Source organism: Acinetobacter sp. YH12117 (assembly GCF_013418865.1).
In the GTDB taxonomy this organism is placed as follows: Bacteria; Pseudomonadota; Gammaproteobacteria; order Pseudomonadales; family Moraxellaceae; genus Acinetobacter; species Acinetobacter indicus.
Genome location: NZ_VPBF01000019.1, coordinates 1 through 18,075, shown reverse-complemented (window position 1 = coordinate 18,075; position 18,075 = coordinate 1). Strand labels below are relative to the sequence as shown.

The 18,075-nt window shown below is 46.0% G+C and carries 17 protein-coding genes and 1 other RNA gene; 6 read left to right on the top strand and 12 right to left on the bottom strand.

Annotation, left to right across the window (positions count from 1 at the left end):
- Positions 1-174: 174 nt before the first annotated feature.
- The 3 genes from FTU55_RS08455 to FTU55_RS08445 form a co-directional block, all read right to left on the bottom strand.
- Positions 175-2,853: a M66 family metalloprotease gene (locus FTU55_RS08455; protein ID WP_373686119.1), complete on the bottom strand. Its 2,679-nt coding sequence runs from the start codon at positions 2,851-2,853 to the stop codon at positions 175-177.
- A gap of 360 nt (positions 2,854-3,213) precedes the next feature.
- Positions 3,214-3,948, bottom strand: a complete 735-nt coding sequence (locus FTU55_RS08450) for a histidine phosphatase family protein (RefSeq protein WP_005178488.1) — start codon at positions 3,946-3,948, stop codon at positions 3,214-3,216.
- A gap of 55 nt (positions 3,949-4,003) precedes the next feature.
- Positions 4,004-4,861 (bottom strand): 3'(2'),5'-bisphosphate nucleotidase CysQ, encoded by an 858-nt coding sequence (locus FTU55_RS08445; protein ID WP_005178490.1) that lies wholly within the window; start codon positions 4,859-4,861, stop codon positions 4,004-4,006.
- Between the two features lie 12 nt (positions 4,862-4,873).
- Between FTU55_RS08445 and FTU55_RS08440 the strand changes: the two genes are divergently transcribed.
- From FTU55_RS08440 to FTU55_RS08425, 4 genes are all read left to right on the top strand, one after another.
- Complete coding sequence (locus tag FTU55_RS08440) at positions 4,874-5,560, top strand: HAD-IA family hydrolase (RefSeq protein ID WP_180046782.1); 687 nt, start codon at positions 4,874-4,876, stop codon at positions 5,558-5,560.
- The gene (locus FTU55_RS08435; RefSeq protein ID WP_005178493.1) at positions 5,553-5,993 is read left to right on the top strand and encodes an RNA-binding S4 domain-containing protein; all 441 of its coding nucleotides are present in this window, start codon (positions 5,553-5,555) and stop codon (positions 5,991-5,993) included. Before FTU55_RS08440 ends, FTU55_RS08435 begins: the two co-directional genes overlap by 8 nt.
- 145 nt (positions 5,994-6,138) lie before the next feature.
- Entirely contained in the window at positions 6,139-7,182 is a 1,044-nt protein-coding gene (recA, locus tag FTU55_RS08430) for a recombinase RecA (RefSeq protein WP_005178495.1), read from the top strand.
- Positions 7,183-7,271: 89 nt separating this feature from the next.
- Entirely contained in the window at positions 7,272-7,883 is a 612-nt protein-coding gene (locus tag FTU55_RS08425) for a regulatory protein RecX (RefSeq protein WP_180046780.1), read from the top strand.
- 138 nt (positions 7,884-8,021) lie between these two features.
- On the opposite strand, the gene ffs is transcribed toward FTU55_RS08425, so the two are convergent.
- Positions 8,022-8,118, bottom strand: an RNA gene (gene ffs / locus FTU55_RS08420) — signal recognition particle sRNA small type.
- Between the two features lie 288 nt (positions 8,119-8,406).
- Here ffs and FTU55_RS08415 point away from each other — a divergent pair.
- Positions 8,407-9,261, top strand: coding sequence for a YbgF trimerization domain-containing protein (locus tag FTU55_RS08415; RefSeq protein WP_168398679.1), 855 nt, complete (start codon positions 8,407-8,409; stop codon positions 9,259-9,261).
- Between the two features lie 45 nt (positions 9,262-9,306).
- Here the strand turns inward: FTU55_RS08415 and rodA are convergent, their stop codons facing one another.
- The 6 genes from rodA to FTU55_RS08385 form a co-directional block, all read right to left on the bottom strand.
- Positions 9,307-10,443, bottom strand: coding sequence for a rod shape-determining protein RodA (gene rodA / locus FTU55_RS08410; RefSeq protein WP_005178500.1), 1,137 nt, complete (start codon positions 10,441-10,443; stop codon positions 9,307-9,309).
- A gap of 106 nt (positions 10,444-10,549) precedes the next feature.
- Complete coding sequence (ispD, locus tag FTU55_RS08405) at positions 10,550-11,287, bottom strand: 2-C-methyl-D-erythritol 4-phosphate cytidylyltransferase (RefSeq protein ID WP_180046778.1); 738 nt, start codon at positions 11,285-11,287, stop codon at positions 10,550-10,552.
- Complete coding sequence (locus tag FTU55_RS08400; protein ID WP_075167982.1) at positions 11,247-11,648, bottom strand: septum formation initiator family protein; 402 nt, start codon at positions 11,646-11,648, stop codon at positions 11,247-11,249. The genes ispD and FTU55_RS08400 overlap by 41 nt, the downstream gene beginning before the upstream one ends.
- 7 nt (positions 11,649-11,655) lie before the next feature.
- Entirely contained in the window at positions 11,656-12,945 is a 1,290-nt protein-coding gene (gene eno, locus FTU55_RS08395) for a phosphopyruvate hydratase (RefSeq protein WP_005178507.1), read from the bottom strand.
- Positions 12,946-12,989: 44 nt separating this feature from the next.
- Positions 12,990-13,847 (bottom strand): 3-deoxy-8-phosphooctulonate synthase, encoded by an 858-nt coding sequence (gene kdsA / locus FTU55_RS08390; RefSeq protein ID WP_005178509.1) that lies wholly within the window; start codon positions 13,845-13,847, stop codon positions 12,990-12,992.
- 30 nt (positions 13,848-13,877) lie between these two features.
- The gene (locus tag FTU55_RS08385; RefSeq protein ID WP_005178510.1) at positions 13,878-15,515 is read right to left on the bottom strand and encodes a CTP synthase; all 1,638 of its coding nucleotides are present in this window, start codon (positions 15,513-15,515) and stop codon (positions 13,878-13,880) included.
- A gap of 225 nt (positions 15,516-15,740) precedes the next feature.
- On the opposite strand from FTU55_RS08385, the gene FTU55_RS08380 reads away from it, so the two are divergent.
- Positions 15,741-16,157: a hypothetical protein gene (locus tag FTU55_RS08380; RefSeq protein WP_005178512.1), complete on the top strand. Its 417-nt coding sequence runs from the start codon at positions 15,741-15,743 to the stop codon at positions 16,155-16,157.
- A gap of 83 nt (positions 16,158-16,240) precedes the next feature.
- Here the strand turns inward: FTU55_RS08380 and FTU55_RS08375 are convergent, their stop codons facing one another.
- Both FTU55_RS08375 and FTU55_RS08370 read right to left on the bottom strand, forming a co-directional pair.
- Entirely contained in the window at positions 16,241-17,353 is a 1,113-nt protein-coding gene (locus tag FTU55_RS08375) for a YheT family hydrolase (RefSeq protein ID WP_016659027.1), read from the bottom strand.
- A gap of 82 nt (positions 17,354-17,435) precedes the next feature.
- Entirely contained in the window at positions 17,436-17,843 is a 408-nt protein-coding gene (locus tag FTU55_RS08370) for a nuclear transport factor 2 family protein (protein WP_168396505.1), read from the bottom strand.
- Positions 17,844-18,075 lie beyond the last annotated feature (232 nt).

Sequence of the window (18,075 nt, the reverse complement as noted above, 5' to 3'; positions counted from 1 at the left end):
TTCCACACTAAACCGTCTAAAAAACATCTAACCATCACACGACCTACCATCACTAGAAAATAAATCTGTCCCCCTATATTTTTGATTGCCACAACATCCCCCATAAAAAAACACCTCCTAAACTACTTAGAAGATGTTTATGTAATTCAGACTTAGAATGTTGAATATGAATTGTTATTTCAGCATCAGTCTTAAGTTTTCTGGGGTTAAATAAGCCAGTTGCAGACTATTATTAGCGCTTAACTGGGTCCATTGCTGGTTAGCCCCACCGGTACAGCCATAGCGGATTAAACGGGCACAATTGTCTTTTAAATAGCCATGTTCCAGATCAAAACATTGAGCACCCTGGCGGATGGTTCCGGTTTCTGTATGCATTGTCCACACCTGACTGTCCTGTGTGGTGCTACAGCTGGCCAGTGTTACCACATTGCTGTTATTGCTTAAACACAAATCTATCTCGGCTTTACTATGAATCCGGCCCAAACCATCATAAATCCATTGCTCGGTGTCATCTCCGGTACAGGCGCTTGCACCACTGATATAGACATTTTTCTGACCTGTCGCCAGAGTTTCCACTTTCAAACAGTTATTTCTGTTTTTAAGTAGCGTTGCTTCAGCCAGAAGATCTTCATTGGCCAGTCCCAACTGCGTCACGAAGCCTTCCAGCGCTGTTTGCGCTTCAGGTTTTGCATGCTCCAGATCGGCACGGTAGACATTCATCCAGCGATTCAAACGGTAGATGTTCTGTTGCTGCTGTTCATAACGCTGCAACTGCTGCTGAGCTAGTGCACTCAATTCATGACGATTTTCTGCATAAGAATCATATAGTAATTGTGCAGCCGGCTTTAAAGCGATGACCGCCTGATTGGCCTGTGCTTCCAATTGCTGCTGGAATTCCGGCAATTCCACTTTTCTAAGCGCCGTATAACCATCCGCGCGTCCAATTTTTACAGCAGCTGAAATGGCAGTGCTGTATTGAGGAATCGTAAGTGTCGATAATAATTTCTCGGCTTCATTGGCTTTTTTGCAGTACAAATTAACCTGTTGCGGCTGATCTGTAATGGCCAGGTTCACATGCAGCTTATTGGCATTACCACGCATACGATGAGGTGCCAAAGCCACGTTCTGGCTGCGATTGGTATATTGAACATCTAACCAGCAAGCCGCCTGCTCTGCGCCACGCTGTGCAGCCGGCAAATCATAGACATTGCCCCAGTTGCTGCGTGCTGCCGGATACAACACCCCTTGCTGGGTTTCCGGATCATAGCTGCCAATAATGGTAATCACCGGCACCCCAAATAAACGCGGTTTTAAATAATAGCCATCGGCGCTGTTATACCAGACCTCGCTTGAATTCGGCACTTTCGGATAGACCACTTCCATCTGGCGGCTGTCCGGATTCCAGCGTTTATAGCCGGATGGCGAGCTTTCATCCCACACATGACGATTGGTAAAATGCGGCTGGATACGCAAAAAGGTACTATAACCGGTGTAATGGGTATAACGTGAAATACTGCTATTGGTGGCACCGCCTGACATGGCATCCCAACCATACGGATACAGTTTCAGGAAATTTGGCACCCCGTTTTTGCCATCGCCCAGATTGGAGGATTGCCAGGCCAAATTACCGCGCATTTTGTTGCGATAGCCTATATAGCCCCAGCCACTATCGGCATGATGTGCCGACCAGAAATAATTGGTGGTGGTATCATCTACTTTAAAAGAGCCCGGATAATGGCCTAAACCATAATGATGGCCAATTTCATGGCTAAATTCGTTACCCACCGAGTTATACAGGGTCAACATGCCGTTACCGCCACTCAAGCCATGGGTCTGTTCACCATTGCTATATTTACCCCGCGCATGGTGAGTTACCACAGTTTGAGTCAGTTGAGGCTGTTGCTGACTGAGCATCGAAGCACTGGTCACCCCCCAGTTGGCCAAGTTAATTCCCACACTAAAGGTCGATTTCGCCGTGTTTTCACGCATATCCCCCGAATAAACACCGCCTTCGCCTGCACTTTGACTGTCGTAGATGGTGCCGTTGGCCACCATCACCCGATCCAGCTGAATATCATCATATTTAGCCACCGTCATGTGCGCTGCCGGAATGGTCTGGAAATAGTCTGTGCCTGAATTTTCCGGTTCAAGCAGCATGGCATGTCCTGTTGAATGTGGCGGCGCAGTGAGCAGTCCAATCCGGATATTATTTAGTACCAGTTCACCAGGCGCAGCAAAATCAATCTGCTCTGCCAGTAAATCACCACTGCGGTTTTTGCTGTCAATGATCCGTAATTTTAAGCCCGGACGTACTTCATCCCAGTTTAAGCGCGCTGACCAGGCCCGTTTACTGTAGCGCACTTCTGCACGGCCATCACGATTGCTCTGGTCCGAGGCCGGAATTTGAGTCGGATCAGCCAGGTTGATACGGCGTAACAGCCGTTCATTCTGATACACCTCAACCTGCAGTGCATTAATCTGATCCATCTCCTGCATCGGTGTGATTAATAACAATGCCTCCCGTTCTGCGGTTAAACGTGGCATTTTTTTCTCTTCGTTACCATTCGGGTCAACCACATGGCCTTGGGCAAACTGCACCATCGCCTGCAAAGAACCTGTTAAATCATTACGCACTTCACGTGATTCAGACTGGGCATTAAAATCATAAAAACCCAAAACAGATGGACTTACCACATCTTGCGTTGGCTCAGGATAATGACTTCCATGCAGCGGAGCATCTGGTGCTGTCCCATTGTTCGGCTGTTGACTTTCTCCATCACTACCACCACCGCCACATGCCGTCAGCATAAACGACAATATACTTACACTTAACAAACTAAGCGGAAACTTGATCACACTTTTCACTATTTACTTTACCCCAATGTCAATTTATGACTAAAAATAAAAAAATAAACACATATTTTTCAATAACTTAATTAAATATATTAAAGTAGTTTAGAGTCCAAAGCAATGTGTTGTACTTTATTGAGCAGATACAGAGAAAGCTAATTTTTATTTTTTAAATGATGAACAAAAATGCAGCAGAAAATAAAATTTTGATTTAGGCGTTTTTTAGACAGACAAGACTCTTACACCCCAATAGAAATAGGCGTAGCACATAGTCATTTTAGGTGAATTTTTTTGAGTGTGAGCAAGATATATTAAAGCCAGCCATAGCTCACCTTCACAAACCATCCCCAGCGCAAATTTATATTAAACTTTTTGATGAAACTGCGAGATATCCAAGGTATGTACTTTGCCGCGCCAGATCCATTTCAACTGTGATTCCAGAAAATTTTCACCTTCAAACCAGACAAACAGCCCTTCCATCATTTGTGGCCAGTCTTCCTGTGACACCTCATTACGCCCTGAAATTACCGCAATAATCGCAGCCAGAATGGTGTCATGACTGACCGCCAGACTTAGGCCGCCCGGACTGTTAGGATGAGTGTTATAAATCAGTTCCAGCACATCCACCACGCCATGAATCGGATGTTTCATGCCCGGCAAGGCATTATTGACAAAGCTGTTAATAAAGCCCAACGCACCCTGCTGGCGAAAATACGGACCAGCCTGCTTGATGTCCAGCACAAAACTGCCTGGCTCGACCAGCAAACCCTGCTCGACAATTTCAATATGATGGGTATTTGGCGCAATATGTACCGAATCTGCACCTTCAATCATTAAGGCGGCAGTATCGACACAGCGCTGGATCGGACTAGAGATACAATGCTGAATGGCGCGTCCGCTATGGTCAATAAGATAAGCCCCCCATTTTTGCGCCAGTTCACGCCCCGGACCGGTTAACTGCAAATCATAGCCCGCCAGCCCCTGTCCAGCCACATTTTCACGAATGGAATGCCGGGTAAACAAGGTCACGGGAGTATGTACATCGGGCAATAAATCAATTGCCTTTAACATACTCGGTGGAAGCAGCTCTAACGCCATGGATCAAGCCAAATACAAAGGTGTTAAGCCCACTATAGCATGTTGGCAAATTAGCTCAATGTTCATTCGCCATAAGTGCTAGAGCACGCAAGGCAATCTCTTTCATTTCGGCATTTTTATAGGCAATAAAATTGCCATTTAACAGCGTATCACGATGGTTATATAAAAATGGCCGTCCCTGAAAATCAATCAGGCCACCGCCAATCCGTTCAATCAGGCATTGGCCAGCACTGGTGTCCCATTCACTGGTTGGGTGAAAACGCGGATATAAATCCACTTTATCTTCCAGCATCATGCAGAACTTATAAGCACTGCCAGCACGAAAAACCGTATAGTCCTGTTCAATCGTAGCGAGCGCCTGTAGATACTGCTCATAGACCGGTTTATTTTGGCTACTTTGACTTAAACCGACTTGAATCTGCGGACCACTGTCTACATATAGATAGGCGTACCATTGCTGTTGCTGGATATTAAACCGTAGCGGCAGGCCCTGTTTGGGGCAGATATACACCGTTTGCTCGCCCGGAATCGCCAGAATGGCAAAGGTGGTATGAATGCCTTCGACCAGACTCAGGTTAATGGTAAATTCCGGACGTTGATGTAAAAACTCTTTGGTGCCATCGAGTGGATCAAGCAGCCAGAACGTGTCCCACCGCGCCCGATCATAAACTGCGCCTTCTTCTGACAGTAGCGGCACATCTGGAAACTGCTGGGCCAGCTGTTCTGTAATGAAGGCATTCACCCGAAAATCGGCCTGGGTTACGGGCGATTCATCGCTTTTGTGTTCAATATCAAAATCGGCACCGGAACAATAACGCTGATATTCTTCTCGCAAGATTTCACATGCCTGTGTCACAATGGGCATCAGCTGCAAAATCAGTGGATCTTGTGGTGCTGTGGTTTTTTTAAACATAGATAGCCTTATATGTCGAATTATTCTGATCAACCCACCATCATCTTTGACATGGATGGTACGCTGCTTGACCTTGCCTATGATGATTTCATCTGGAATGAGCTGTTACCGGTGCGCTATGCCGAGCTGCATCAATGCAGTCTGGCGGAAAGCCGGGATACCCTGTTCCAGTTTTATCAGGAACACAACCATACCCTCAACTGGTATTCATCGCGCTTCTGGACCAGTAAAGTCGGGGTCGATGTACTGGCCATGCAGATTGAGCACAAACATAAGGTGGCTTTAAGACCGGGCTGTATCGAGCTGCTCGATTACCTAAAAGCCAATGGCTATCCAATCTGGCTGGCCACCAATGCCGACTGCGCCGGCCTGGCCTTTAAACTTGAGCAGACTGGTCTGGCCGACTATTTTGATGTCATGATCAGCAGTGAAAGCGTTGGACATGCCAAAGAATTTGTCGCGTTCTGGCAATACCTGGCACAGCAGCATCCTTTTGATCCTGCCCGCTGTTACTTTATTGATGATACCGAAAAAGTACTCAATGGTGCAGCAAAATTCGGTATTCAACAGCTGCTGACCATTCAGCAGCCTTCATCAGGCAAAGCAGCCCGTGCAGACAGCCGTTATCCGATGCTGCATGCGCTGACCGACCTGATTCCCCTATTGCAACACGCTGAGGAAAACAAAATATATGCCTAAATCTGCTCAACACGAAGCTGTAGAAAGCATGCGTATTGACAAGTGGCTCTGGGCGGCCCGCTTTTTTAAAACCCGTTCAATTGCCAAAGCAGCCATTGAAGGCGGCAAGGTGCATCATAATGGTGAGCGCGTCAAAGTTTCCAAGGAAATCCGGGTTGGCATGGAGCTGACCGTACAACAGGGCTTTGACCGCAAAACGGTCAAAGTACTGTCTTTATCGGCAGTCCGTGGTCCGGCACCGGTGGCCCAGCAACTTTATGAAGAAACTGAGGTCAGTATTGCTCGTCGGGAATTGATTGCATCACAAAGAAAGTTGCATAATCTAGCACGGCCTGATCATCGTCCAAGTAAAAAAGACCGACGACAAATCAGTAAATTTAAACAAGAAAATGATCAGTCCTATGACCAGTCCTGGTCATATCATGATGATTAATTTTGGGCGTCAGAATGTGTCGCAAGGCCACTGATTTTCATAGAAGAGAAACATAAATTCTGTCACTATACTCGGGTGGAAAGAGTTTGAAGTACATACATCCACTTGAGTATATTGTTTGGTGACATCGTATTGAGGTTGTAAGATGGATGAGAATAAAAGCAAGGCGCTAAATGCTGCCCTAAGCCAGATTGAAAAACAGTTTGGTAAAAACACAGTAATGCGTCTTGGTGACAATACCGTACAGGCTGTAGAAGCAGTATCTACCGGCTCATTAACGCTGGACATCGCGCTCGGTATTGGCGGTTTACCAAAAGGCCGTATTATTGAAATTTATGGCCCTGAATCTTCAGGTAAAACCACAATGACCCTGCAAGCCATTGCGGAATGTCAAAAAGCCGGCGGCACCTGTGCCTTTATTGATGCCGAACATGCTCTTGATCCTCAATATGCACGCAAACTGGGTGTAGATATTGACAACCTGCTGGTTTCACAACCGGACAACGGTGAACAGGCGCTAGAAATTGCAGACATGCTGGTACGTTCAGGCGCAATTGACCTGATCGTTGTCGACTCTGTTGCAGCCCTGACCCCACGTGCCGAAATTGAAGGCGAAATGGGTGATTCACATATGGGCTTGCAGGCTCGTCTGATGAGCCAGGCGCTACGTAAAATTACCGGTAATGCCAAACGTTCTAACTGTATGGTGATCTTCATTAACCAGATCCGTATGAAGATTGGTGTGATGTTTGGTAGCCCGGAAACCACCACTGGTGGTAACGCACTGAAATTCTATGCCTCAGTACGTTTAGATATTCGCCGTGTTGGTCAGGTTAAAGAAGGTGACGAAATTGTCGGCTCTGAAACCAAAGTGAAAGTGGTGAAAAACAAGATGGCACCTCCGTTCCGTGAAGCGCTGTTCCAGATTCTGTACGGCAAAGGTGTAAACCATTTAGGTGAACTGGTCGACCTAGCTGTACAGCAAGAGATTGTACAAAAAGCCGGTGCCTGGTATTCATATCAAGGTGAAAAGATTGGTCAGGGTAAAAACAATACCATTCGCCATCTGGAAGAACATCCTGAACTGGCACAGACCATTGAAAAACTGATTCGTGAACAGCTGTTAACCACAGGCAACGTGGTTGAAGAAAAAGACGAAGAAGAACCAGACTTTTCATTAGATCTGTAAGACTCAACTGTTGAGACTTTAGACATTACACAATACGCCCTACGGGGCGTTTTGTTATTATGCTGATGGCCCTTTTCTGCGAGATGCTTATGTCAGATGCAAAATTCACTAAACTGTTGGACTATGAAACCTTAAAGCAGCAATTTGGCGATGCAGAAGATCAGCCAGCACCATCTGTATCTGCAGCTGCCCCGCCTGAATTTGATCCTGAAGAACGCTTATTCGAACATAATAACGGTCAGGAGCACAAACCGGGTTTAAGCGGCTCGCGTTTGCGCTCTTATGCTTTTGCAGTCCTAACCCGTAAAGAATATTCCAAAGCCGAACTGATTGAGAAACTGGCGCTGTATGCAGAAAACCGTGAAGAAGTGGTCGCCTTGGTCGATGAACTGTCACGCGAGAATTACCAGAGTGACCAGCGTGTGGCCGAAACCCTGCTGTCCAGCCAAAAGCGCAAAGGCAAAGGCCCCAATCAGATTAAAATGAAGCTGAAAAGCAAAAAAATTGATACCGCTTTAATTTCAGAAGAACTGAAAGAAACCGACTGGGTGCAGCAAGCCTACGAATTAAAAGTTAAAAAGTTTGGTCCTGATGTCACGAAAGACCCGAAACTGAAAGCCAGACAGATCCGCTTTTTAATGTATCGTGGTTTTGAAATGGATGCGATTATGAAGGCGATTAACCGTAAAGCAGAAGATTAAAAACTGAATCTAGAGATGTAGATAAGCATCTAACTAGGATGAAACATCGACAAATATAAGAGAATAATATAGGGATTAAATCGAAAGGAAATTAAAAAGAAAAAAGCGATATTCTAAGAATTATAAAAATGGTGGCAACCCTACCAGCAAAGCTTCGGCACATCCCACGTCTGCTACCGTTGCTACCTTCCGGTCCTGGCGGGGTTCACAGGGTGAAATTGCGAAGTAACCGGCAGGGCTACCATTGCAGAAACAGAGTATAGACAATTTTATTGAACTTGCAAGTCCTGATTGCGCTTTTATATAAATCAGCCATCTATTTGATTATTAAAAAAACAGTTTGTATTTAATTGGTTATTTTGCAACAGAATTCCGAGAATTTTGACAGACGCCTAATTCATGACAACTTTGTAAAAGCTTATTGCAATTCGGGTTCGGGCCGTTTTTAATGTGCACATGATGATTTGGAATGAGCCCTTTCCTGCCCGCTCATTCCCAGTAAAGATAAAAGATGGATATGAAAATGATGCTAAAAAAGCATACGCTCTGTGCACTCACCCTGCTCTGCTCTGCGCCAGCACTGGCCAATATTCCCATTGAATCACGCGGCTTAAGCCAGAACAGCGGCAGTGCCAGCACCCCGACGGCCATTGGCGCCTCCAATAGCGGCGCTCCGGTCACCACCAACCTGAACTGGCAATTAATGCAAAAAAACCAGCAGCTTGAAAATGATATTCGCACCCTGCGTGGCAAAATGGAAGAACAGGAAAACGAGATTGCCCAGCTCAAGCATGAACTGACCAACCGTTATACCGATTTAGACCAGCGTCTTGAACTGCTGAACCAGAAAATTGATCCGGAAGCGGCACCTGCTGTAGAGGAGGATAATCAACAGGATAGTTCTCCCAGTACAGCCAGCAGCAGCCAACCCACCAGCAACCCCGTAAATAATACCGCTGCCCCAGCACCAGCAGCGACCACCGTGGTTAGCACACAAAGCTCGACGGAAGAACTGGAAAAAGCCGCCTATACCATCGCTTTGGATGCCTATAAACAAGGCGGGGCCAAAAAAGCCATTGCCCCGATGCAGAACTTTATTAAAAACCATCCGAATAGCGTGTATATCAGCAATGCCTATTTCTGGCTGGCCGAGTTTAATCTGGCAATTGAACCAACCAATTACAGCGAAGCCAAAAAGAATTTTGAAATTGTTGCCAGCAAATATCCAAATTCGTCTAAAGCCTCCAATGCGGTGTATCGCCTGTATAGCATTGCCAAAAATGTCGACAAGAATGATGCACTGGCCGCGCAGTATCGTAGCACCCTGCTGACCAAATACCCGTCTTCCCAGGAAGCAGGCTTTGTGAAAAGCTCATAACCAAAAAGCCTCAGATGAGGCTTTTTTATAACAGCAGGATCGTGTTTAACGATGGGTATGTACCGACATGACAATGCCCATCCCGGCCAGCAAACTGACCACAGCCGTACCGCCATAGCTCATTAACGGTAATGGATCGCCGGTTACCGGTAAAATCCCGCTGACCATGCCAGAATTTAAAAACACAAAGAAGAAGAAGGTCAAACCAACTGCACCGGCATATAGGCGGCCGAAATTATGAAAACAGCTCAAGCTGATAATCAGGCAGCGGATAATAATTGCAGCAAACAGCGCGAACAGTAAAAATACGCCAAAGAAGCCAAATTCTTCAGCATAGGTCGACATAATAAAGTCAGTATGATGCTCCGGCAAATAACCCAAATGCGACTGAGTGCCTTCCAGATAGCCCTTACCGGTCAGACCACCCGAACCAATGGCAATTTTAGATTGAATAATATTCCAGCCAGCGCCGAGTGCATCAGATTCCGGATCAAACAGGGTTAAAATCCGTTTCTTTTGATATTCCTGTAATAAAAACATCCAGGCCAGCGGTGCAACAATGGCCATCGCCGCAAATGCCCCGCCAATTAAACGCCAGGACATGCCGCTCAGAAACAATACAAAAATGCCCGGAATAATCAGGCCAATGTTCAAGTCCGGCTGTAGCGCCACCAGCACAAAAGGAATGCCGAGCAGCACCAGCGCACCGACGATTTGCAGGAATTTGGGTGGAAACGGTTTACGAGCAAAATACCAGGCCATCATCAGTGGCATGGTAAATTTCATGAATTCACTGGGCTGCATACTACCAATACCGGGCAGACTGATCCAGCGTTTGGCCCCCATGCGGGTTTCACCAATCAGCAGCACCAGTACCAGCATGAGCACGGCCAGGGCATAAAAATAGGGACTGGCGGCCTGATAGACCTTGGGCGGAATCTGCGCACAGATAAACATGGCAATAAAGCCGATACCAAAGCTGATGCCCTGACGCATCACCATTCCCATATCCTGTGCGGTGGCACTATACACCACCATCAGCCCTAAAATTGCATTCAGGATCAGGAAGCATAATAGCCAGGGATCGAGGTGTAGTTTGGTCCAGCGAGAGGTATCGCTTTTAATGCTTCTTCCATCACGTAAAGAGTGACGTAAAAAACGATACTGCTGAGAAGGTATCATTGCGCCCCATTCAATCCAGATAACAAATCATCGGCAATTATAGGATGAACCATGCGCAGAGTGAATCGGAAATACACACTCGACTCATGATTTCAGCAAAGATTTTTTATGCAGTGGTTGCGGCGTGCTGGGCTTGCAGAATTAAACGCGCCAGCTCCAGATCATCGGGATAGGTAATTTTAATATTGTCCGAGCGTCCCTGTACCACCTGTACCGGATAGCCACCATGCTCCAGCGCACTGGCTTCATCGGTAATATTCACCTCTTGCGCCAATGCCTGTTCAATCGCGCGTTTTAGCTCACCTAAGCGCGCCATTTGCGGGGTTTGCGCCTGCCACAGCTGGGCACGGTCTACTGTGGTCTGAATCTGCTGCTGCGTCTCTACGCGCTTGAGGGTGTCACGGACCGGAATGGCCAGAATGGCACTCTGGTTGCTGTGTACCGCCTGATTCACCAGCGCATATAAGTTTTCAACCGCCACACAGGGACGCGCGGCATCATGCACCAGCACCCAGTCTTCATCCGATGCAATAGCAGATAAATACTGCAAGGCATTCAGTACCGAGTTGACCCGCTCTGCGCCACCCAGACAAAAATGAGCTTTATCCTGATGTGCAAACAGCAAACGCTGGGCCACATCATCCTGCGCACCAATGGCCAGCACATAACCTGCCAGCGGCAACTGATTTAAACGCGCTACCGTATGCTCCAGCACCGTGTGGTCCTGGATCATCTGATATTGCTTGAGTTCGGATTTGGAAAAGCGACTGCCCGAGCCTGCTGCCGGAATAACGGCCCAAAGTTTATGGTGTAGGGGTTGTTGCAGCTGGCTGTGGTGCTTCATTGGTACGTAAATCTACCTGGGCATTCGGATTGATATAAATCGGCTTATATTGGGTACTGATGGTACTCATCTGTACAAAAGTTTCATGTGGTTTAATTAAGCCCAGATCAAGACGGGCATGTTCTTCGATGGCTTCTACACCATTTTTTAAATCATAAACTTCCGCGGCCAAAACCCGGTTACGTTCTTTTAATTCATTATTGAGTTCGGTTTGTTGTTGTATTTTCTGGGTCAGTTCCTGATGTTCACGATAACCACCTTCACCAAACCAGTATAAATATTGAAACCCTGCGATCAGAACGATCGCAAGGCCCAACAGTACTTTACTCGATTTCGAGTCGAATACACTTAACATTGACATCTGTCGCTTAGTTTAAACCTTTAAACTCAGCTTTACCGCGATATGCAGCATTCGTCAATTCTTCAATACGAAGTAATTGGTTATATTTCGCTACACGGTCAGAACGGCATAGAGAACCGGTCTTGATTTGACCTGCTGCTGTACCTACTGCAAGATCGGCAATGGTCGAATCTTCAGTTTCACCTGAACGGTGAGAAATAACAGTCGAGTAACCATTGGCTTTTGCAAGGTAGATGGCATCTAAAGTTTCAGTCAAGGTACCAATCTGGTTGTATTTAATCAGAATCGAGTTACCCACTTTTTCGTTGATACCGCGTTGCAGGATTTTAGGGTTAGTCACGAACAGGTCATCACCGACCAACTGGATCTTGTCGCCAAGAATTGACGTCAGGTAAGACCAGCCTTCCCAGTCAGATTCATCTAAACCATCTTCAATTGAGATAATTGGATATTGGTTTACCAAGCCAGCTAAATAGTCAGCAAACTGGTTGCTGGTGAATGCTTTGTTGCCTTCGCCTTCCAGTACGTATTGACCGTTCTTGTAGAATTCAGAAGATGCACAGTCAAGCGCAAGCATCATGTCAGAACCTGCCTTGTAGCCAGTCTGTTCAATTGCTTCAAGAATTACGGTAATTGCTTCTTCGTTTGAACGTAAGTTCGGCGCGAAACCACCTTCATCACCTACAGCTGTGTTCAAACCTTTTTTCTTTAATACTGATTTTAACGCATGGAATACTTCAGCGCCTGAACGTAATGCTTCAGCGAATGAAGTGAAGCCTACTGGCTCAATCATGAACTCTTGGATGTCAACAGTGTTGTCTGCGTGCGCACCACCGTTCAGGATGTTCATCATTGGCACAGGCATAGTCAGAATAGTTTGACCACGTAAATCTGCGATGTATTGGAAAAGAGGAATTTTCTTTTCATCAGCAGCAGCGCGTGCAGCAGCCAAAGATACGGCTAGCGTTGCGTTTGCACCTAATTTTTCTTTGTTTTCAGTACCGTCTAAAGCAATCATCGTATTGTCGATGTCTTTTTGCTCAAATACTGATTTACCCACCAGCGCATCACGGATTAGCGTGTTAACGTTGTTTACGGCAGTTTTCACACCTTTACCTAAGTAACGTGTTTTATCGCCATCACGAAGTTCTAAAGCTTCACGAGAACCAGTTGAAGCACCAGATGGTGCACATGCACGGCCAACTACGCCAGATGCTAAGATTACGTCTGCTTCGATGGTTGGGTTACCACGAGAGTCCAAAATTTCACGTGCACGAATGTCAACGATTTGGCTCATGAACAATTCCTCAGTTGATTGAATAATAGATGCTGTTGCGGGCATCAATGAGTATCTAACTTTTTGAATCCTTTAACTAAAGTATCCAATTCTTTTAATTGCGCCAAGAATGGCTCTAATTGTGACAGGCGCAGCGCACACGGGCCATCACATTTGGCCACATCCGGATCTGGATGCGCTTCCAGGAATAAACCTGCAAGACCAGTCGCCATACCAGCACGCGCCAGTGTGGTGATTTGCGCACGGCGACCACCTGCTGAATCGGCACGGCCACCCGGCGTTTGCAGCGCATGGGTCACATCGAAGAAGACCGGCACATTCATTTCTTTCATGATGTCAAAGCCCAGCATGTCGACCACCAGATTGTTGTAACCAAAGGCTGAGCCCCGTTCACAAAGAATCAGTTTGTCATTACCAGCTTCCAGACATTTATGCAGGATATGACGCATTTCATGCGGCGCAAGGAATTGGGCTTTTTTAATGTTGATGATGGCCTGTGTTTTGGCCATAGCTTCAACTAAATCGGTCTGACGGCTTAAAAAGGCAGGAAGCTGAATAATGTCAGCAACTTCAGCCACCGGTGCAGCCTGATACGGCTCATGCACGTCGGTGATAATCGGAACATTGAAGTGTTTTTTAATGTCTGCCAGCCACTCAATCCCTTTTTCCAGGCCTGGGCCACGGAACGAGTTCAGGCTTGAACGGTTGGCTTTATCAAAGCTGGCCTTAAAAACGTAAGGAATATTCAAACGTGTGCAGATATCAATATAGGTTTCTGCAATTTCAAAGGCCAAATCTTTGGACTCAAGTACGTTCATGCCGCCGAATAGTACAAATGGCAAGTGGTTTGCCATTTGTATATCGCCTAAACGTACAACTTCTTGTGCTTTTAATTGTGACATTTAAACTTCCTGGTTTATTCCTTTTACCGCTTAGTGCTTGTTTTGGTACTGCTTTTTGGCAGCATCAATAAAGCTTGCAAACAGCGGATGTCCATCACGTGGCGAGCTGGTAAATTCTGGGTGGAATTGTACCGCAATAAACCAAGGATGTTGAGGGATTTCAACTGTTTCCACCAAGTGCTGTACTGGTGAATAACCTGAGATTTTCATGCCTTTTTCTTCAAGAACAGGAATATAACGGTTATTCATTTCATAGCGGTGGCGGTGACGTTCAATAATTTCTGCTGAACCGTACACTTCACAGGTTTTGGTGCCTTCAACCAGTTCTGATTTTTGTGCACCTAAACGCATGGTACCGCCGAGGTCAGAATCAACTGAACGCTGCTGTACTTCACCACGCTCATCTAACCATTCGGTAATCAGACCAATTAATGGAGATTTGGTTGAACGGTTAAATTCAGTTGAAGTCGCATCTGCAATACCGGCAACGTTACGTGCGTATTCGATCACGGCAAGCTGCATACCTAAACAGATGCCCAGGAATGGTACACCGTTTTCACGTGCATAGCGGATTGCCGCCATTTTGCCTTCAGTACCGCGCTCACCAAAGCCGCCAGGGACCAGAATTGCGTCAGCATCTTTCAGTACGGCTGCAACGTCCTGGCTTTCCAGGTCTTCTGCATTGACATAGTCAATCTGTACTTTGACACGGTTTTGAATACCAGCATGCAATAACGCTTCGTTCACCGATTTATAGGCATCTGGCAGTTCAACGTATTTACCAACCATCGCTACACGTACGGTGTATTCCGGATTCAGTAAGGCTTCAACCACGTTATCCCAGTCAGACAGGTCTGCTTCTGGCACATCAAAACCAAAACGTTCACAGATCAGATCATCCACATCCTGCTCATAGAAGGTACGTGGAATTTGATAAATGGTTTTGGCATCTTTACACACCACCACTGCACGCGCTTCAACGTTGGTGAACAGTGCAATTTTACGGGTGGTATCTGCGTCTACATCGTGCTCAGTACGGCAGATTAAGATATCTGGCTGAATACCGATTGACAGTAATTCTTTAACCGAGTGCTGGGTTGGCTTGGTTTTTAACTCTGCTGCAGACTTGATGTATGGCAACAGGGTTAAATGCATCAGCATGGTACGTTTATGACCGAGCTCAACCATGAGCTGACGGACCGATTCCATGAATGGGAGAGATTCAATGTCACCGACCGTGCCGCCAATCTCAACAATGGCAACGTCATAACCTTCACCTGCGCGAAGGACACGCTCTTTAATATTATCTGTGATGTGTGGAATCACCTGAACGGTACCGCCCAGATAATCACCACGACGCTCTTTATTTAAGACGTCTTGGTACACGCGACCTGATGTGAAGTTGTTTAACTTCGTCATCTTCGCACGACGCAAGAAACGTTCGTAATAACCCAAGTCTAAGTCAGTTTCAGCACCATCCTCTGTGACAAAAACTTCACCATGTTGGAAAGGACTCATCGTCCCTGGATCGACATTGATGTATGGATCCATTTTGACCATGGTTACTTTCAAACCACGGGCTTCTAAAAGTGCAGCAACTGAAGCAGCTGAAATACCTTTACCTAGTGATGAAACAACACCACCAGTCACGAAAATAAAATGGGTCATTGGGTTTCTCGTACAATCGAGCCTAAACTGGCCTGCAATGTTGCGCAATTTTACTTTACTCTGCACCTATAAAGCAAAGTCATTCCGCATCAATTCATAGAACAATAAACAATTGGCTATTCTATCAGCATTTCCGATAAAAAATTAGATTTTATTCATAGGATTTTCATCTGATTTTTTGCTGTTATAATACGCGCATCTCGTTGAACCCTCCTTTTTTAGATTATGAACAAAAAATTTTTGATTTGTGGTGCAATTGCAACCAGTTTATTCCTGAGTGCCTGTGTTAAAAAAGAAGCACCTCAGGAAGAAGAACAGGTTGAAGTTGAGGTTCAGCAAACTGAGCAGATCACTGAGCCAGCCCAGTTCGAGCCACTTGAAGCAGAAACGCCAGAAGTGTCTGAAACTGAAGCGCCAGTGGAATACGAAGTTGAACGTACTGAAACTGAAAACACCACAACCGAAATTCGTCGTGAAGTGACGCCACGTGAACCTGCGCCAGCCCCTCAGCCAGCTCAGGCCGCTCCTGCTGAAGACAAGCCGGTAGAAGCCCGTCCAGCCAACCCGGACCCGGACAGCCAGTCACAAGATGACGCTGTTGCCGCAGCCATTGCCGCAGCAACCCCAGCGCTTGAAAACTGATTTCAGCCTTCAAGCACTGTTGCATAAAAAAACCCAGTCCATGTACTGGGTTTTTTATTGGCCTTTTTATGAAGCTATTCCATTCAGGAATAAGAACGTTCACCCTGTTGATGCTGGTTCTTTAAATAATCAGCCATTAAACGTGTGGCCCAGGACTGTGGCGCACCTAAACCTTCATAAAAACCGCAATGACTGCCCTTTTTGGTGGTCACCACCATAATATTTGGCATTTTCTGAATACTTTCTTTATACGGTTCCAGATTTTTAATATGACAAACCGGATCATCTTCGGCGTTTAAAATCATCAGGGGAATTTTGACATTCTGGAACACATAAATCGGGTTAATGGCTTTGCTATAACTTTCATAATCATGATAGCCGGCCATCTCAAAATAGGCCTGTTCAAATTCGGCCAGGTTTTGCGCGGTAATGACTTTGGCCAGCGATTTGGTTTTCTGCCAGCTACTCCGATAAGGATCAATAAAGGCCTGAATCACCTTTTTGGTCATGACCTTACTATAAAACGGATGAACATGGTTAAAGCCGATTTCGGTGTCATACCCCGGGCACAGTGCAAAAGCAGCTTTTAGCGGCGTTTTGTCGCCTTCTTCACCTAAATAACGCACCAGCAAACCGGTACCGGCCGATGAACCTACCCCATATAGGGCAGAAACCGGGAATTTTTTCTGAATAAACTGGATCTGTTCCCGTAAATCTTCGGTGGAACCAAACAGGCAGATTTTCGGAACCGGCATAGGCAAGTTGGCATGACCACGGCGTAAACATAAGGCAATACGCCAGCCGGTCTGCTGATGTAAATCCCGCACCAGCTCGCTCATGCTCTCGGCAGTTCCGACAATGGTGTGCATTACAATAATGGTTGGGGTGCGTGGTGGCAGATGCAGACCGTACCAGGCAATAGCCGTTACGCCACCATCGGACATGTTCAGCTGCTCAATGGCATCGTAATGCAGGCGGATGGTTTTTTTCTTGATTAAGTCAAAATAAAGCAGATGCGCATGGGTATTGGACAGCCACGGGGTTGGCCGGTATTTCTGTTTCAGTTGCGGTAAAACATCTATACAGCGCCGGATTTGACCTTCGGGATTAAAATATAAGGTCGGTTCTGCGGCGCCGGTCCATTCATCAATCAAGCGCTGGGTGAGCTGGGCCATTTTCTGGATCACAAATTTCATGTTTTGTTCCCCCCTTTTATGGTTTGGCTTATATCATGCTAGTTCTCTCATGTTATGAAGTCAGTTGAGTTCAGGGCTTAGATCAGGTGGGCATAAATTGTGCCATCCGTTGTCCCATCTCGGCAGCCAAAGCTTCGAGGCCGCTTTTAGGACGAATCATCACTTCAAAATCAATGATCTGACCTTGACCATTGAAGCGGATCATATCAATACCCTTGAGTTTTTTATCTCCCACCTGGGCAGAAAACTCAAGCACAACATTGTTACCGTCTGCAGCATAAAATTCACGGTGATAGCTAAAGTTCTCAAAGACCTGAATTACATTGGTCAGAATAAAAAACACCACCTGCTTGCCAGCATAAGGCTGATAGGCCACCGGAGAACGAAACACCACCTCATCGGCCAGCAGTTCATTCAGGATGGCCATATCACGCTGTTCAAGCATCTGGTGCCAACGGGCAATCGCGGTTTTGGTGATGTGTAAGGTCATTTTGGAGTCCTTTTTTATTTTGATATTTCATTGCTATATAAACTCCCCCTGAGCAAGTTTTAAAGCATTGCTTTAAAACGAAGTGCAAGAAAGGGGGATTTAGAACACTGCTGTCCCATAGTTTGCTTTAAATAAAAAAACCTGAGTCCTAACAGTTAAAATATGAGTGCAAACAAACACTTTAACGACCAGGATTCAGGTTTTGTCACATCAGAATACCGTATTTCATGAG

Excerpts from the sequence above, each read along its gene's own strand:
- eno (WP_005178507.1), bottom strand. The coding sequence starts at position 12,945 with ATGAGCCAAATCGTTGACATTCGTGCACGTGAAATTTTGGACTCTCGT.
- FTU55_RS08380 (WP_005178512.1), top strand. The coding sequence starts at position 15,741 with ATGAACAAAAAATTTTTGATTTGTGGTGCAATTGCAACCAGTTTATTC.
- FTU55_RS08445 (WP_005178490.1), bottom strand. The coding sequence starts at position 4,861 with ATGTTTAAAAAAACCACAGCACCACAAGATCCACTGATTTTGCAGCTG.
- ispD (WP_180046778.1), bottom strand. The coding sequence starts at position 11,287 with ATGAAGCACCACAGCCAGCTGCAACAACCCCTACACCATAAACTTTGG.
- FTU55_RS08375 (WP_016659027.1), bottom strand. The coding sequence starts at position 17,353 with ATGAAATTTGTGATCCAGAAAATGGCCCAGCTCACCCAGCGCTTGATT.
- FTU55_RS08440 (WP_180046782.1), top strand. The coding sequence starts at position 4,874 with ATGTCGAATTATTCTGATCAACCCACCATCATCTTTGACATGGATGGT.
- recA (WP_005178495.1), top strand. The coding sequence starts at position 6,139 with ATGGATGAGAATAAAAGCAAGGCGCTAAATGCTGCCCTAAGCCAGATT.
- kdsA (WP_005178509.1), bottom strand. The coding sequence starts at position 13,847 with ATGTCACAATTAAAAGCACAAGAAGTTGTACGTTTAGGCGATATACAA.
- rodA (WP_005178500.1), bottom strand. The coding sequence starts at position 10,443 with ATGATACCTTCTCAGCAGTATCGTTTTTTACGTCACTCTTTACGTGAT.
- FTU55_RS08450 (WP_005178488.1), bottom strand. The coding sequence starts at position 3,948 with ATGGCGTTAGAGCTGCTTCCACCGAGTATGTTAAAGGCAATTGATTTA.
- FTU55_RS08425 (WP_180046780.1), top strand. The coding sequence starts at position 7,272 with ATGTCAGATGCAAAATTCACTAAACTGTTGGACTATGAAACCTTAAAG.
- FTU55_RS08400 (WP_075167982.1), bottom strand. The coding sequence starts at position 11,648 with ATGTCAATGTTAAGTGTATTCGACTCGAAATCGAGTAAAGTACTGTTG.
- FTU55_RS08435 (WP_005178493.1), top strand. The coding sequence starts at position 5,553 with ATGCCTAAATCTGCTCAACACGAAGCTGTAGAAAGCATGCGTATTGAC.
- FTU55_RS08385 (WP_005178510.1), bottom strand. The coding sequence starts at position 15,515 with ATGACCCATTTTATTTTCGTGACTGGTGGTGTTGTTTCATCACTAGGT.
- FTU55_RS08415 (WP_168398679.1), top strand. The coding sequence starts at position 8,407 with ATGATGCTAAAAAAGCATACGCTCTGTGCACTCACCCTGCTCTGCTCT.
- FTU55_RS08370 (WP_168396505.1), bottom strand. The coding sequence starts at position 17,843 with ATGACCTTACACATCACCAAAACCGCGATTGCCCGTTGGCACCAGATG.